General features: G+C 66.8%; 18 protein-coding genes. 2 read left to right on the forward strand and 16 right to left on the reverse strand.

Annotated elements, in window-relative coordinates; all coding sequences use genetic code 11:
* The first annotated feature begins 105 nt into the window (after positions 1 to 105).
* Positions 106 to 2,034, forward strand: a complete 1,929-nt coding sequence (pabB, locus tag FHX60_RS01030) for an aminodeoxychorismate synthase component I (RefSeq protein WP_183282297.1) — start codon at positions 106 to 108, stop codon at positions 2,032 to 2,034.
* An 8-nt stretch (positions 2,035 to 2,042) separates the two neighbouring features.
* Here pabB and FHX60_RS01035 read toward each other — a convergent pair whose 3' ends face one another.
* The 7 genes from FHX60_RS01035 to FHX60_RS01065 all read right to left on the reverse strand — a co-directional run bounded on the left by FHX60_RS01035 (position 2,043) and on the right by FHX60_RS01065 (position 7,820).
* The gene (locus FHX60_RS01035; RefSeq protein ID WP_112774306.1) at positions 2,043 to 2,759 is read right to left on the reverse strand and encodes an ATP-binding cassette domain-containing protein; all 717 of its coding nucleotides are present in this window, start codon (positions 2,757 to 2,759) and stop codon (positions 2,043 to 2,045) included.
* Entirely contained in the window at positions 2,756 to 3,454 is a 699-nt protein-coding gene (locus FHX60_RS01040; protein ID WP_092306496.1) for an ABC transporter permease, read from the reverse strand. The genes FHX60_RS01035 and FHX60_RS01040 overlap by 4 nt, the downstream gene beginning before the upstream one ends.
* A gap of 4 nt (positions 3,455 to 3,458) precedes the next feature.
* A complete protein-coding gene (gene panB, locus FHX60_RS01045) occupies positions 3,459 to 4,280 on the reverse strand; it encodes a 3-methyl-2-oxobutanoate hydroxymethyltransferase (RefSeq protein WP_183282298.1) in 822 nt (273 codons plus the stop codon).
* A gap of 102 nt (positions 4,281 to 4,382) precedes the next feature.
* Positions 4,383 to 5,024 carry a deoxynucleoside kinase gene (locus FHX60_RS01050; protein ID WP_112774307.1) on the reverse strand — a complete coding sequence of 214 codons (642 nt, stop codon included), beginning with the start codon at positions 5,022 to 5,024 and terminating at the stop codon, positions 4,383 to 4,385.
* Positions 5,025 to 5,080: 56 nt separating this feature from the next.
* Positions 5,081 to 5,620: a 2-amino-4-hydroxy-6-hydroxymethyldihydropteridine diphosphokinase gene (folK, locus tag FHX60_RS01055; protein WP_092306500.1), complete on the reverse strand. Its 540-nt coding sequence runs from the start codon at positions 5,618 to 5,620 to the stop codon at positions 5,081 to 5,083.
* On the reverse strand, positions 5,621 to 7,144 hold the full coding sequence (gene pcnB, locus FHX60_RS01060) for a polynucleotide adenylyltransferase PcnB (protein WP_112774308.1): 1,524 nt from the start codon (positions 7,142 to 7,144) through the stop codon (positions 5,621 to 5,623).
* Position 7,145: 1 nt separating this feature from the next.
* Positions 7,146 to 7,820: a histidinol-phosphatase gene (locus tag FHX60_RS01065; RefSeq protein WP_112774309.1), complete on the reverse strand. Its 675-nt coding sequence runs from the start codon at positions 7,818 to 7,820 to the stop codon at positions 7,146 to 7,148.
* A gap of 491 nt (positions 7,821 to 8,311) precedes the next feature.
* Between FHX60_RS01065 and FHX60_RS01070 the strand changes: the two genes are divergently transcribed.
* Positions 8,312 to 8,893, forward strand: a complete 582-nt coding sequence (locus tag FHX60_RS01070; protein ID WP_183282299.1) for an ATP-dependent DNA ligase — start codon at positions 8,312 to 8,314, stop codon at positions 8,891 to 8,893.
* 4 nt (positions 8,894 to 8,897) lie between these two features.
* Here the strand turns inward: FHX60_RS01070 and FHX60_RS01075 are convergent, their stop codons facing one another.
* The 9 genes from FHX60_RS01075 to FHX60_RS01115 form a co-directional block, all read right to left on the reverse strand.
* A complete protein-coding gene (locus FHX60_RS01075) occupies positions 8,898 to 9,095 on the reverse strand; it encodes a hypothetical protein (protein WP_183282300.1) in 198 nt (65 codons plus the stop codon).
* Positions 9,096 to 9,105: 10 nt separating this feature from the next.
* Positions 9,106 to 9,588, reverse strand: a complete 483-nt coding sequence (locus tag FHX60_RS01080) for a glycoside hydrolase family 108 protein (RefSeq protein WP_183282301.1) — start codon at positions 9,586 to 9,588, stop codon at positions 9,106 to 9,108.
* A gap of 160 nt (positions 9,589 to 9,748) precedes the next feature.
* Positions 9,749 to 10,273 carry a DUF2304 domain-containing protein gene (locus FHX60_RS01085; RefSeq protein ID WP_183282302.1) on the reverse strand — a complete coding sequence of 175 codons (525 nt, stop codon included), beginning with the start codon at positions 10,271 to 10,273 and terminating at the stop codon, positions 9,749 to 9,751.
* Positions 10,274 to 10,277: 4 nt separating this feature from the next.
* The gene (locus tag FHX60_RS01090; protein ID WP_183282303.1) at positions 10,278 to 10,616 is read right to left on the reverse strand and encodes a hypothetical protein; all 339 of its coding nucleotides are present in this window, start codon (positions 10,614 to 10,616) and stop codon (positions 10,278 to 10,280) included.
* Between the two features lie 27 nt (positions 10,617 to 10,643).
* On the reverse strand, positions 10,644 to 10,904 hold the full coding sequence (locus FHX60_RS01095) for a hypothetical protein (RefSeq protein WP_183282304.1): 261 nt from the start codon (positions 10,902 to 10,904) through the stop codon (positions 10,644 to 10,646).
* A gap of 4 nt (positions 10,905 to 10,908) precedes the next feature.
* On the reverse strand, positions 10,909 to 11,658 hold the full coding sequence (locus tag FHX60_RS01100) for a discoidin domain-containing protein (RefSeq protein ID WP_183282305.1): 750 nt from the start codon (positions 11,656 to 11,658) through the stop codon (positions 10,909 to 10,911).
* A gap of 5 nt (positions 11,659 to 11,663) precedes the next feature.
* The gene (locus FHX60_RS01105) at positions 11,664 to 12,623 is read right to left on the reverse strand and encodes a hypothetical protein (RefSeq protein WP_183282306.1); all 960 of its coding nucleotides are present in this window, start codon (positions 12,621 to 12,623) and stop codon (positions 11,664 to 11,666) included.
* 28 nt (positions 12,624 to 12,651) lie between these two features.
* Complete coding sequence (locus FHX60_RS01110; RefSeq protein ID WP_260163269.1) at positions 12,652 to 13,005, reverse strand: hypothetical protein; 354 nt, start codon at positions 13,003 to 13,005, stop codon at positions 12,652 to 12,654.
* Positions 13,006 to 13,053: 48 nt separating this feature from the next.
* Positions 13,054 to 13,758, reverse strand: coding sequence for a hypothetical protein (locus FHX60_RS01115; RefSeq protein WP_183282308.1), 705 nt, complete (start codon positions 13,756 to 13,758; stop codon positions 13,054 to 13,056).
* Positions 13,759 to 13,760: the final 2 nt, after the last annotated feature.

The raw sequence follows: 13,760 nt of genomic DNA on the forward strand, positions 1-13,760 counted from the left end.
GGGAGAGGGCCGGCGTGTCCATCGCCACCCTGCTTGCGCCGCGCGATAATGCATGATTGCGCCCCTGCCGGTTTGTCGGCAATCCTGTTTTCCCTGACGAGTCCCGTGGTAGCAAGCATCCAGCGCCCCCCCTCTCCCCCAGCCCCTCTCCCGCAAGCGGGAGAGGGGAGCACCCGGCCGGCGGGGACGGACGTCTTCGTCCTGCTCGACGACGCCACCGCACCCGCAGGGCAAACCGCGTCCCGCCTCTACACCGGCTTCGTCAACGAAGACCTGCTGCCCGCCGGCAGCGACGTCGCCCGGCTCGACGCCATGCTCGCCGAAGGCTGGCGCCAGGGCTGGCACGCCACCTTGTTCGCGCCCTACGAATTCGGTGGTGCGCTGGTCGATGCCCCGGTGCATACGGACAACGCCATGCCGTTCCACGACGGTGCGCTGCGCCTGCTGTGGTTCCGCGAGCTGCAACGGCTCGATGCCGCGGCGGTGGCGGCGTGGCTGCAAGCCCATGCGCAGCCGCGGCCAGCGGGCTTGATGCATATTGCTTCCGATACGTCCCGCGCGGCCTTCGACGACGCCATCGCGCGTATCCACCAGTGGATCGAGGCGGGCGACACGTATCAGGTCAATTACACCCAGCGCCTGCGCTGCGATGCCTTCGGCGATCCTGTGGCGCTGTACGCGGCGCTGCGTGCGGCGCAGCCGGTGCCGTATGGCGTGCTGGCCAGGCTGCCGGATGAGGCCATGGTGCTGTCGCTGTCGCCGGAGCTGTTCGTGCGCCACGATGGCCAGGGCCATCTGCTGACCCGGCCGATGAAGGGCACCGCGCCGCGCGCCGGCGACGCCGCGCGCGATGCGCAGGCCGCCGCGGCGCTGGCCGCAGACGCCAAGAACCGGGCCGAGAACGTGATGATCGTCGACCTGCTGCGCAACGACCTGGGCCGCATCGCGCAGCCGGGCAGCGTGGCGGTGCCGGAGCGCTTTGCGGTGCAGCCGTTCGGCGCGGTGCTGCAGATGACCTCCACCGTGACGGCGACGGCGCGGCCTGGCACCGGCTTCGGCGCGCTGATGGCGGCGCTGTTCCCGTGCGGCTCGATCACCGGCGCGCCCAAGCGGCGCACCATGCAGATCATCACCGAGCTCGAGCACGCGCCGCGCGGGCTCTACACCGGCGCGATCGGCTGGATCGAGGCGCCGTCCGTGGCCGCGATGGCCGGCCCGTTCGCGCTGTCGGTGGCGATCCGCACGCTGGTGCTGGCGCCGCCCGCGGCCAGTGCGCTGCGCGCCGGCGAGATGGGGGTGGGCGGCGGCATCGTCCATGACAGCGTGGCGGCGGAGGAATTCGCCGAATGCGGCTGGAAGGCGCGTTTCCTGACCCGGCACGATCCCGGCTTTACGTTGTTCGAGACCCTGCGCGTGCAAGACGGCGCGTGCCCGCACCTGGCGCGGCACCTGGCGCGCCTCGGCGCGTCGGCCCGGGAGTTCGGCTTCGCCTTCGACCCCGACGCCGCGTGCGACGCGGTGGCGGCGCAGGCGGCACGACTCGGGGCCGGCACCTGGCGCCTGCGTCTCAGCGTGGACAAGTCCGGCACGCTGGCGTTTGCCAGCGGCGCGCTGGCGCCGTTGCCGGCGGGGCCGGTCGGTGTCGACCTGGCGCCGGAACCGCTGCCGCCTGCCGACCCGCTGCGCCGCCACAAAACCAGTGCGCGCGCGGTCTTCGATGCCGGCTGGCAGGCCGCCGAGCGCGCCGGCGGCTTCGACCGGCTGTTTTTCAACACGCGTGGCGAACTGCTCGAGGGCGGGCGCAGCTCCGTGTTCGTGCGCATCGACGGCCGCTGGCTGACGCCCCCACTGTCGGCCGACATCCTGCCGGGCGTGATGCGGGCAGTGGTGCTGGAGGCGGGCGGCGCGGCGCTGGGCGCGCCGGGCGAGCCGGTCGAAGAAGCGGTGATCACGCGCGCGATGCTGGCGCGCGCCGAGGCCATCGTGCTGGTCAACGCCTTGCGCGGCGTGATGCCGGCGACCTTGACGGCCTGAGCCGGTGGCTAGGGGTGGTGGGTGTCGAGCACCCCGTCGCCCAGTTTCCAGCGCACCACGCCGGGCAGGTTGATCAGCTCGCGGTCGTGGCAGATCATCACCACGGTGCGGCCTTCGGCGGCGAGGTCGCCGACTAGCGCGATCACCTGCTCGCGCGCGTGGCCGTCGAGGCTGGAGGTGGGTTCGTCGAGCAGCAGCAATTCCGGCTCGAGCACCTTGGCGCGCGCCAGCGCCACGCGCTGGATCTCGCCGCCGGACAGGTATTCGGGCGCGGTGTCCTGCAGGTGCGAGACCCCGGCCCAGCCCAGCGCCTCGCCCACGCGAAGATCGATCTCATGGCGCGGCAGGCCGCGCGCGCGCAGGCCGTAGGCGATGTTCTCGCGCACCGAGGTGCGGAACAGGTAGGGATGCTGGTGCAGGTAGGCAATGCGACGGCGCAGCGCCGGCGGCAGCGGCGTCAGCGCCGCGCTGTGGGCCTGGCCCTGCGCATCGGTCCATTGCGCGACCGCGCCGGGCGCGGGCTCGAGCCCCGCCAGCATGCGCAGCAGCGTGGTCTTGCCGGCGCCGTTCATGCCGGTCATGACGATCGCGGTGGCGCGCGGGATCACCAGCGTGTCGATCGCAAACAGCTTGCGCAGGCCGATGCTGCGCGCCAGCCCGCGCACGGTCAGCAGCGGGCCATGGTCGGCATGGCCGGCATGGTCGGCGGGAGCGGACGGTGTCATCGGCGAAAGCCTCCGGCGCCCTGCAGCCAGGCCATGCCGATATTGACCAGCAGCGCCAGCGCCACCAGCACCATGCCCAGCGCAATGCCCTGCGCGAATTCGCCCTTGCTGGTTTCCAGCGCGATGGCCGTGGTGATGGTGCGGGTCGAGCCTTCGATATTGCCGCCGATCATCAGCGCCGAGCCCACCTCGGCAATGACCCGGCCAAAGCCGGCGACCACCGCCGCCATCAGCCCGAAGCGCAGTTCGCGCAGCACCGTCAGGAAGGTGCGCCAGCGGCCGGCGCCCAGCACCCAGGCGGTTTCGCGCAGGCGCACGTCGGCACCCTGCAGCGTCGACAGGGCAAAGGCCAGCACCACCGGGAAGCCGATCACGGCCTGCCCCAGCACCATGCCCGAAGGAGTAAAAAGCAAATGCAGGCTGCCCAGCGGCCCCTGGCGCGTCAGCAGCAGGTAGAGGATCAGCCCGACCAGCACGGTCGGGAACGACAGGAAGGCCTGCGCCACCACCACCACCGCGCGCCGGCCCGGGAACTGCCGCGTGGCGATCAGCCAGGCCGCGGCGATGGCCGGCACGGTGGCGATGGCCAGACCCAGCACCGCCACCACCAGCGAGGTCCAGACGATGAACCACAGCCCGGCGTCGCCGCTCGCCAGCAGGCGGAAGGCGTCGGCGGTGGCGGTGCCGATCTCCACCGCGTCAGGCGGAGAAGGTATGCTCGACGGCGGGGAAGCTGCCGTCCTTGACGGCGGCCACGTAGGCGCGCACCGCGGCCTCGATCGAGGGCTGGCCGTCCATGAAGTTGCGCACGAACTTGGCCTTGCGGCCCGGGTAGATGTTGAGCATGTCCTGCAGCACCAGCACCTGGCCCGTGCAGTGGGCGCCGGCGCCGATGCCGATGGTGGGCACCGCCAGCGACTGCGTGATCTCGCCGGCCAGCGCGGCGGGCACCGCTTCCATCAGCACCACCTGGGCACCGGCGGCCTGCAGCGCCAGCGCATCGCGCCTGAGCTGGGCCGCGCCGGCGTCGGTCTTGCCCTGCACCTTGAAGCCGCCCAGCGCGTGCACCGACTGCGGCGTCAGGCCGATATGCGCGCACACCGGGATGCTGCGCTCGACCAGGAATTTCACGATCGGCGCGAGCCAGTCGCCGCCTTCGAGCTTGACCATCTGCGCGCCGGCCTTCATCAGCGTGACGGCGCTGGCAAACGCGGCTTCCGGGGTCGGATAGGTGCCGAACGGCAGGTCCGTCAGCAGCAGCGCGGTCTGGTTGCCGCGCGCCGCGCATTCGGTGTGGTAGGCCATCTGTTCCAGCGTGACCGGCAGCGTGGTCTGCTGGCCCTGCATCACATTGCCCAGCGAATCGCCCACCAGGATCATCTCGACGCCGCAATAGTCGAGCAGCGCGGCGAAGCTGGAGTCGTACGCGGTCAACATGGCGATTTTCTCGCCGGCGTCACGCATCGCCTGCAGTTTGGGAATCGTGATGGTCTTGCGGGAGGGATCGAGGAGGTAGCTCATGGCAGTGCCCGTGTAGGACGGCCTTGCCGGTGCCGGGAGGGCTGCCCGCACGGCAACGACAGCCGTCGTTATTGTGTTGTGTCTGGCAGGCGAGGGTGCCTGTCAGGGCGCGGCGAGATTGAGAAAGGCCTTGCGGCCGCGCATGTTTTCGATGCGCGACAGTAGTGTACGGAAATCGTCGTCATTGTCCACCGGATTGAAGTGGGCGGTGTCGACCACCAGCACCGGGGCGTCGTCGTAGCGGTGGAACAGTTCGCCATAGGCGCCGGCCAGGCGCTGCAGGTAGTGTTCGTCGATGCCGGCCTCGCCCGGCTCGCCGCGGCGCACGATGCGCTCGCGCAGCAGCGACGGCGTCGCCTGCAGCACGATCACCAGGTCGGCGCGTTGCGGCGGCAGCGCCAGCCGCGCGGCAATGGCGTCGTAGAGGGCCAGTTCGTCCTCGGACAGGGTCAGCGCGGCGTGCAGGCGGTCTTTGGCGATCAGGAAGTTGCTGACCATGCGCTGGCCGGCGGCGACTCCGGCCTGCCACTGCTGCAGCAGCACCGCGCGCTGGGTCAGGCACCACAGCTGCAGCGCCAGCGCGTGGCGCGCGGGGTCGCGGTAGAACGGCTCGAGGAACGGGCTGCGGCGGGCGTTGTCGGGCAGTTCCTGGGCCTGCAGCGTGCGCGCCAGGCGCTGCGCCAGCGAGGTCTTGCCGGATCCGACGGGGCCTTCGACGACAATGCGGCGCAGGTGATCGAGCATGGCGCTCCGGGCGTCAGTGAGGGGGATGGCAGCGCCGCGGGCGCCGCCGGGCGGATTCAGCCGGGCGTGCCGCCATGGTCCGGCTCGCCGGCCGCGGCCTGCATGCGCATGCACTTGCAGGTGGAGACCTTCTCGATGCGCTGCGCGCCCACGCCGGCCAGGTAGTCGGCCGCGCGGCCGCGCCCCGGGATCGCCAGCGCGGCGTCCAGCTCCAGCAGCGGCACCAGCGTGAAGGCGCGCTCGGTCAGGCGCGGGTGCGGCACGGTCAGGTGCTCGTGGTCGTGCTGTTCGTCGCCGAACAGCAGCAGGTCCAGGTCGAGAGTGCGCGGCGCGTTGCGGAACGGGCGCTCGCGGCCAAACTGGTCTTCGATGTGGTGGCAGATGCGCAGCAGCTGCGACGCGGTGAACGAGGTCTGCACCTTGACCACCGCGTTGTAGTAGTCGTCGCCGCCGGCATCGACCGGCGCGGTGCGATAGAGCGAGGAGCGCGCCAGCACCGTGATGCCGACCTGCTGGGCCAGGCACACGATGGCGTCCTTGATGGCCTGGCGGGCATCGCCAAGATTTGCGCCGATGCCGATGAAGGCGAGAGTCATTTACGTTTCCTCCGGCTGGCCGGGGCCGGCATGTGCTGCCTGGCCCGCGTCCGAGTCGCTCCGGGAAGAAACTTTATCCGATTTCCGCGGACCGCGCCGGCGGCGCTTCTTGCGCGCCGGGCCTTCGCCTTCCGCACCCTGGGCCTGGGCGCCACCCTGGCCGCGCGCGCTGCGCACCGCGTCGATCAGGGCTTCGCGCTCATGCGGCTCGGCATTCTGGAAGTCGTTCCACCAGCCGGCCAGCTCTTCCGGCAGCTCGCCGGACTGGCAGCGCAGCACCAGGAAATCGTAGCCGGCGCGGAAGCGCGGCGACTCCAGCAGGCGGAACGGCATGCGGCCCACGCGCTTCTCGAAGCGCGGCTGCATGCCCCAGATATCGCGCATGTCGGTGACGAAGCGGCGCTGGATCGCGAGCTGGCCGGTCTGCTTCTCCAGCACCGTGTCCATGGCCGTGTTGAGCGCGGCGATGGCGTGCTCGCCCTCGTCGCGCAGCTTGTTCCAGCGCTGCAGCACGTGGTGCCACAGCAGCGCGGCGAACAGGAAGCCCGGCGACACCGGCTTGCCGGCCTGAACGCGCCGGTCGGTGTTGTCCAGCGCCAGCTGCACGAAGCGCTGGCCCATGGGCTGCTCCAGCGCCACGTCCAGCAGCGGCAGCAGGCCCTTGTGCAGGCCCGCCTTGCGCAGCTCCTGCAGCGAGGCCCAGGCGTGGCCGGACATCAGCAGCTTGAGCATCTCGTCGAACAGGCGCGCGCTCGGCACGTTGTGGATCAGCTCGGCCAGGCCGGCGATCGGCAGGCGCGTGGCCTCGTCGATGTCGAAGCCGGTCTTGGCGGCGAAGCGCACCACGCGCAGCATCCGCACCGGATCTTCGCGGTAGCGCGTGGCCGGGTCGCCGATCATGCGCAGCAGGCGCGCGCGGATGTCTTCCATGCCGTGATGGTAGTCATGCACGGTCTGCGCGGCCGGGTCGTAGTACATCGCGTTGATGGTGAAGTCGCGGCGTTCCGCGTCTTCGGCCTGCGAGCCCCATACGTTGTCGCGCAGCACGCGGCCCGAGGCATCGATCGCATGGGTCTTGCTGTCGAGCTCGGCGCGCTTCAGGCGCCGGCCTTCGGGCAGGGTCTCGCTGGCGATGGCGTCGACCAGCGCGCGGAAGGTCGAGACCTCGATGATCTCCTGCTCGCGCCCGCCGTAGAAGGTCACGTGCACGATCTGGAAGCGCCGGCCGATGATGCGCGAGCGCCGGAACAGCGACTGCACCTGCTCGGGCGTGGCGTTGGTGGCGACGTCAAAGTCCTTGGGCTTGATGCCGAGCAGCAGGTCGCGCACGGCGCCGCCGACGATATAGGCCTGGTAGCCGGCCTGCTGCAGCGTCGAGGTGACCTTGACGGCATTGCGCGACAGCAGCGTGGGGTCGATCCGGTGCTCGTCGACGTTGACGATGCGCGGCGTATGGGCGCGGCCGGTACGGCGCTGCTTGGGGCCGGGTTTGCCCAGCAGCCGGGTAATGAGCTTCTTGATCACGTCAGAACAGATCCATGATGCGCCAGCCGGCCGCGGCGGCGTGGTGGCGCAGGCGATCGTCCGGGTTGGTGGCGATCGGCTCGGAGACCTTTTCCAGCAGGGGCAGGTCGTTGGCCGAGTCGCTGTAGAAGGTGGTGGTCTCGAAGTTGTCCCAGCCCGCGCCCTGGGCCTTGAGCCAGCCCTCGACGCGGGTGATCTTGCCTTCGCGGAAGCTGGGCACGCCGTCGACCTCGCCGGTGAACTGGCTCTCGGGCTTGCCGTCGACGGTGGCCGGCTCGGTCGCGATCAGGTGCTTGATGCCGAAGGCCGCGGCGATCGGCGCGGTGACGAAGCTGTTGGTGGCGGTGACCACGGCGCACAGGTCGCCGGCCTCGAGGTGCTTGTAGACCAGCGCGCGCGCCTGCGGCGTGATCACCGGGTCGATCACCTCGTGCATGAAGCGCACCCGCATGGCATCGAGCCGGTCGCGCGGGTTGGCCGCCAGCGGCGCCAGCGCAAAGCGCAGGAACGCCTGGATATCGAGCGTGCCGGCCTTGTAGTGGCCGTAGAACTCGTCGTTCTTCTGCCGGTAGATTACCTCGTCGACGACGCCCAGGCGGACCAGGAAGCGGCCCCATTCATGGTCGCTGTCGGTCGGGATCAGGGTGTGGTCGAGGTCAAAGAGTGCCAGATTCATGGGCGGTCAATCTACGTCTATATAAATCAAGCACTTACAGTGGCTTTTGGGGCAGTTGGGGCATGTGCTACAGTGTGCGCCTGCTGTGTGTGTTCCAAGACACCGACGGGATTCACTAACCGGTGATTTGAGCGATGCATTCTAACAGTTGTGCACCCCCCCTATCGGGCAACCCTCCCAAGGGTCTGATAGGTGAGGTTTAACGCCCCGGCACCGCTCGGGGCGTTTTTTTATTTGTGCTGCCTCGCCGACACTGAATCCCCATTCTCGTGGGGTGTTGGAAACGAGCCACAAGCGCCGCGCGAGTGCCGCCGCTAGTGTCATGAATGCCGGCGGGATTGCGGCGCGTATAGCGCGCGCTCGCGCGTGGCAGCTACCGCTATGGGGTTGTCGGACAGCATCTGATACCAGCCAGCGCGAAGCGCGCAGAGACTGGGCTACATGGACCGGCAGAGGAAGTCATGACGCCGACGCTAGACGAGTTACAGCCAATGCTGCTGACCGAGCGGAAAGCTATCCCGCTTGAGGCCGGCTGGCACTTCGAAATTAAGTACGACGGCTATCGCATGCTAGCTATGACAGGCATGCCGCGCTTGAAGTCGAAGGGCGGCGCCGACGCAACGGCATGGTTCCCCGAACTGGTTGCGGCGCTGGCAACGCTGCCGGCAGGCTACATTCTCGATGGCGAGGTTTGCGTTCTAGACGATATAGGCCGAAGCGACTTCGCGCGGTTGCTCACCCGCGCTAGGCATAGGGGTTGGTACAAGGGGGCGGACGCGGTTGCCTACTGTGTGTTTGACCTGCTGGTCGGCAAGGGGAAGGACTTGCGCGGACAACCGCTAGAGCGCCGCAAGCTAGCACTCCGCAGGCTTCTGCCAGAAGTGCGGGATGGGTTGCTCTACGTAGACGGCGTGGAGGATGGTGCTTGGCTCTACGGCCATGCCCTCGCGCTCGGGCTGGAAGGTGTGGTTGGCAAGCGCGCCGGCTCGCTGTATCGAGCCGGCGAGCGCTCGCTCGATTGGATAAAGATCAAGCGACCCGGCGCGGTTCCGCCGAAGCGGTTCGCGCGCTAAGCGTTCAGCTCTTCGGCGCAATGATCGTCTTTGACGCCGTGACGCGCCCGACGATGGACAGCACGGCGCCAAGGATTGATGCGGCGTCGTTCGCGTAGCCGCTGGCGTCAGTGATGCCGGCGAGCTGCAAGCCGGTGGAAACGAGCACGATGGCCGCGCCCCAGAAGGTCTTGCTCGCAAGGATGGATTTAGTGTCTTCCATAGCGTGCCTCTCATACGTTCAAGGTGACAAGGAACAAGCGCGTAAACCAGCCGCGCCCGTTGGGGGGAAAGTTGGGGGCGATCATGTATTGGAAGGCGCGCATCATCATGAAGCGGGCGAGCGTTTCCCGTTTCGCGATGATCGCGGCGCCGACAGTCTTCGGACCGATGACGCCGTCGACTGTCACGCCGAGCGCGCGCTGTAGCAGCCGCTTTGCTGTCGGCTGACCCTGATTGACTGCGCAGTCGAAGACGAACAGCGACAGCGGCCACGGCATCAGATGGCAGGAGCAAACGCGCCAATAGTCGGCGAGGTAGATTCGCCGGGCGTCGTCCAGGGTAAGGCGGGGAATGTCGAGATGGGGATAGGCACGCTTGCTGATGCCGTATTTCGTTTCGCCGCCGGGATCGACCTTTGGGTCGGGGTTTGTGTACCCGGCCTCGATGCCGACGACAATGTCGAACGCGCGCGCGAAGTAATAGTCGTCGGTCATGGTGCACCCCGGCAGAGCTTGTACCGCTGCACTACGTCAAGCGTGTACTCCTGCAGGGGCTGGCCGACAGCCATCTCGGGCAGTGGGTCACACTGCCGCGCCGGCGGCGTCGTGCAGCAGCCGGTAAGCAGCAGCACAGCGGCGATGATGGATAGCGTTTTCATTTGCTTGGCTGCGGCGGTACTGCCGGCCTCTTAATCGCGCGGTTGATGAGCGCGCGCGCTTGCTCGTTCGTCTGTTCGACGGTCTGCTTTGCTGCCTCTTTGGCGACGGCTTTCGCCACGGCTGGCGTTGCCACAGCGGTTTGCTGTTTCTTCTGAATCTCGCTGGTGCGTTTGCCGACGAGGGCTAGCTCTTGCGTAAGGTCTTTGATGCGTTCTGACTGTTCGCTGATACGCGCCGACTGTTCGGTAATGCGGTCGGTCTGTTCGCGTAGCAGCGAGTCGACGGCTTGCTGCCGCAGGTCGTAGGCTTTCGTTAGGTCGGTGACGCGCTCAGTGCAAAGCTGTGACATAGACGCTTGCACGCTATGTACGCGCGCATCAGTCCGATTAATCTCTTCGCTGTCCTGCCATGCACGCAGCGACCAGCCAAGCGCGAAGACGGCGATTAGGACAAGCAGGATGCCGAGCGGGCCATCCATATGCGCCCACAGCCGGCGCGCGCGTTCCCGAAAAGCAATCATCGCGCTACTCCTTCGGAAGCCGGTTCACAGCATCGGTGAGGCGTTGCACCTCTCGCTTAAGCTCCGCCACCTGGCCGCGCAGCTCTTCGAGTTCGCGCGTTGTCTCCGTAGTGCGGTTCTCTGCCGCCTCGCGCAGCTCCCTTTCTTTGACGACCTGCGCCCATGCGTTGTCATAAAGGCCTTTCCAGTTCTCCACCGCAGCGGCTAGCGTCTTGAGCGCTGCCTCTTCTGTCGTGCCGATCTGGTGTTCGAGCTTGAGCCGCGACCACGCGCGAAAGATGAGGGCAGAGCCGACAACGAGCGTGCCGGCGATAGTCCCGAGGACTGCGCCAATATCCCCCATTGCTCCCCCCCGTTCCGTCTTATCACGTTAAGCGCACACAATCACAGATCGCCGCTGCGTGCTGACGCCCCCGGCGATTGCTGCGGTAGCGTTCGCCGTGGTTACAGTGAGCGCGCCGCTAAACGTTTCCGCGCCCGTCATGCTGGCAGTAAAGGGCGCGAGCGTGGCCGAGCCGGCCCCCGTTGTCGGCTCGAATTCAATGTTCAGCGTGTTAAAAGGCGGTGGCACATATCCCGGCGCAGAAAAGTCGGGATCGACGTCGTTAAAGGTCGGCGGCGTGTATGGCATGGCATCAACCCGGCGTGACGCGGTCGTAGGCTACGGCGCGGTACGTCGTCGGATTGAAGGCGACCACGTAGACGTCTTTGAAATAGCCCCCGCAGTTGATCGAGTAAGCGCCGCCGCCCGCCGTCGTCGCCTCGCCCAAGAATTCGCCCGTAACCTTGGCGTAGGCGCGCACGAGCAGGCCGTTCGTTGCGACGCCGCCTACAGTGACGATGCCCGATACCGTGCGCGCCGCAGTGGTCGGCGCCTTGCCTAGTTGAACGTTCGACGCGGCGGCCGGCGTCAGCGCAAAGGCAGGGGCCAAACTGTTGAGTTTCTGGCCTGATGCCGTGCCCCCGGCATTCGTGCCGACCGTGTACCAACGCTGCGTCTGCGTCGCCCAATTGGTTTGCACCGTCACGGTGTCAGCGACAGTCCAGTTAGTACCGTCATCGGAATATTCCAGCGTCCACGCCTTCGGCGCTTGCGTGGTGCTTTGGCTTGACGCGGTGACGCCATAGACGGCAATGTCTACCGGGCTCGCGTACTGGTACTGTAGCCAGCCGGTACTAGTCGTCGCTTGCCAGTACGTCGCGGAATTTTGATCGAACCCATTGCTCGCGGATTGCGCGCCGTTGGTAGTAGACGCCGAAGCCGTGCCCCCGGTCGAGGCATGGCTAGCGGCGCCGGCAACGTATAGGCTCAGGTCGGCAATCGAAAGGTTGGCCGACCCGTTATTGGCCGATACGTTGATGCGCCAGTACGTATGTGCGGCCATGGTTTTTAGCTCCAGGTGTCCGAATACTCCACTACGATTTGTCCGTTGCCTTGGCTCGCGCTGTCATTGCGGAAATTAAGGGCAATGAACGATTTACCCGCCATGTTTCCGCTGCCGGTAAAGAGGTCGCCGTGGCTGAGCGGTTGGGCATGGAGCGGGCACCAAAGCCCTTTCATGTAGCCGCGCACGCAACTGGTATGCCCAAGCCACAACGGGGCGAGTTCTAGCGCGCTATCCGGCGAATTCGGGTAGGGGACATAAGAGGTCAGCGAGCCCGTGACAAGGCTTGTGCCTTGCCCTGCAAGCAGCGAGGTAAATTTACTGAACGCGATTGACCCGCCGACCCCCGTCCAGTTGCGCGCCACATAATGCCCGTTCGACGTGGCAGTCAGCGGCGTAAGACCGCCGTTGATCCATGGGACCATGTCGTAGTTACTCGCGCCGCTGTTTTCCAAATAGCGCCCAATGATGGCGCAGCGGTAGGGGTCGCCGCTCTTATAAGAGAAAAAATCCCCAAACGCGAAAGCAAATGCACACCCCGTTATGTCGCCGGTGTCCACAAACACATAGAGGCAAGACCCATCAGCGACGATATACCAAGGGCGCGCCGTGCTATTGGCCGTGGCCGATTTCCGGCATGCAATACCAAAGGAACTTTGCGCAGCGGTCGGGAACGGCCCGGTTCCGGTGCTGACCGCCGTCATTGCCTCATAGCCGCGCATGCGCGCGTCAGTGGCCGACGCCGGCGCGTTGTCGTTCACGTCCAGATAGAACCCGGTGTTGCCGCTGGTGTCCATGCGGTACGAGGCGGTATTGGTCCCGCTATATGCCTTCGTCCATCCGGCCGCAGTCTGCGAGCCGTAGCCGTTCACAAGCACGGCATCAAGCAGCGCAACGAGCGAACCGACTTGCCCCGTCAAGGTCGGGGCGCTTGCATCTGTTGAGCGATAAAGGCGAACAGTCATGATCGGTCCTTAATGAAAGTTGGCGGCGTTACGCGTTGCCGGCAGTAATGGTTGCGGCGGTAACGCTCACGGTCGCGCCGGTAACGATGCCCGTAGCGTTGAGAACTAAGTCGGTCCCGGACGTGCCCACGTCCAAGTCGATAAGGAACGTGCCGCCCGACGTCGTCAGGCGCGCCCACGTCGCAGTGCCGGTCGCGGTCGCGGCGGCGTTGGAAATCGCATTGAGCGTCAGCACGCCGCCCGCCGCACCAGGGGCGAGGGTCGCGCTACACGTCAGCGCCGCAAGCGCCGTCGTCGCGCTGCCGCCCGTGGCCGGGCGCGTGCCGTTGTAGACCGTCAGCACGGCATTAGCGCCTGCGGCCGTCGTGATTGCGTCGAGCATGGCGTTACGTACCGCCGTCGAGATTCCAAGCGTCATGATTAACCCCCGTTACGGGCGAGTGCCCGCGAACGTAAATGAAAGGTCCGAAAGCGTTGCGTCGGCCGTCGCAGGCGTTTCCAGCGTCAGCAAGTCGGCCGTCGTGAAACTCGTTGAGGACGTGATAGACAGCGTGGCGACGGTTGCGCCCGCTGCCCATGTGAGAGTGCCAATCGAAACGCCCTCTTTTTTAATCGTGTACGCGGTCGAGCCCGTCGCCGCAACGCGCGATTTGCCGCCGCCCGATGCGCCGGACGGCAGAGTCCACGGGCGCGGGCTGTAGAACGACCAAACGATTTCACCGTTCTGCGAAAGCCCGGCGACATACCCGCCTACGTCGTAGGGGCCGACCGATACGCCCGCAGGCGCATAGCAGCGCAAGTCGGTGTAGCTCGTGGCAGTCGTGGTGCCGGTGACGACGCTATAGAGCCCGACAGTGCCGGCCGGGACGCCGGTCGTATTCACGCTTACCGCGCCGGTTGCCGCGTTGGCGTAGATATAGTTTGTGGTGCTCGCCGTCAGCGTAACGGTGCCATTCGCGACGGCGTTGCCGTTGTAATAGCCGCCGTAATATCCCCACGTAAGGCCGTTCGTCGTGCTCGCGCGCCGGCCCCAAATCATCGCCGGGCTAGCGGCGTCGAAGTTCGCATTAACGACAACCTCTTTGCTTGCCTGATTGGCGCTGATGGTATCGAGTAGCGTCGTGCTGTTGGACATTG

The organism is Cupriavidus alkaliphilus (genome assembly GCF_014191175.1).
Classification (GTDB): Bacteria; Pseudomonadota; Gammaproteobacteria; order Burkholderiales; family Burkholderiaceae; genus Cupriavidus; species Cupriavidus alkaliphilus.

Coding starts and splice junctions, on each gene's coding strand:
- FHX60_RS01065 (WP_112774309.1), bottom strand. CDS start 7,820: ATGAATCTGGCACTCTTTGACCTCGACCACACCCTGATCCCGACCGAC.
- FHX60_RS01075 (WP_183282300.1), bottom strand. CDS start 9,095: ATGGAAGACACTAAATCCATCCTTGCGAGCAAGACCTTCTGGGGCGCG.
- folK (WP_092306500.1), bottom strand. CDS start 5,620: ATGACTCTCGCCTTCATCGGCATCGGCGCAAATCTTGGCGATGCCCGC.
- panB (WP_183282298.1), bottom strand. CDS start 4,280: ATGAGCTACCTCCTCGATCCCTCCCGCAAGACCATCACGATTCCCAAA.
- FHX60_RS01080 (WP_183282301.1), bottom strand. CDS start 9,588: ATGACCGACGACTATTACTTCGCGCGCGCGTTCGACATTGTCGTCGGC.
- FHX60_RS01035 (WP_112774306.1), bottom strand. CDS start 2,759: ATGACACCGTCCGCTCCCGCCGACCATGCCGGCCATGCCGACCATGGC.
- FHX60_RS01085 (WP_183282302.1), bottom strand. CDS start 10,273: ATGATTGCTTTTCGGGAACGCGCGCGCCGGCTGTGGGCGCATATGGAT.
- FHX60_RS01050 (WP_112774307.1), bottom strand. CDS start 5,024: ATGCTCGATCACCTGCGCCGCATTGTCGTCGAAGGCCCCGTCGGATCC.
- FHX60_RS01095 (WP_183282304.1), bottom strand. CDS start 10,904: ATGCCATACACGCCGCCGACCTTTAACGACGTCGATCCCGACTTTTCT.
- FHX60_RS01110 (WP_260163269.1), bottom strand. CDS start 13,005: ATGCTCGACGCAATCACGACGGCCGCAGGCGCTAATGCCGTGCTGACG.
- FHX60_RS01100 (WP_183282305.1), bottom strand. CDS start 11,658: ATGGCCGCACATACGTACTGGCGCATCAACGTATCGGCCAATAACGGG.
- FHX60_RS01090 (WP_183282303.1), bottom strand. CDS start 10,616: ATGGGGGATATTGGCGCAGTCCTCGGGACTATCGCCGGCACGCTCGTT.
- FHX60_RS01115 (WP_183282308.1), bottom strand. CDS start 13,758: ATGTCCAACAGCACGACGCTACTCGATACCATCAGCGCCAATCAGGCA.
- FHX60_RS01070 (WP_183282299.1), top strand. CDS start 8,312: ATGCTGCTGACCGAGCGGAAAGCTATCCCGCTTGAGGCCGGCTGGCAC.
- FHX60_RS01105 (WP_183282306.1), bottom strand. CDS start 12,623: ATGACTGTTCGCCTTTATCGCTCAACAGATGCAAGCGCCCCGACCTTG.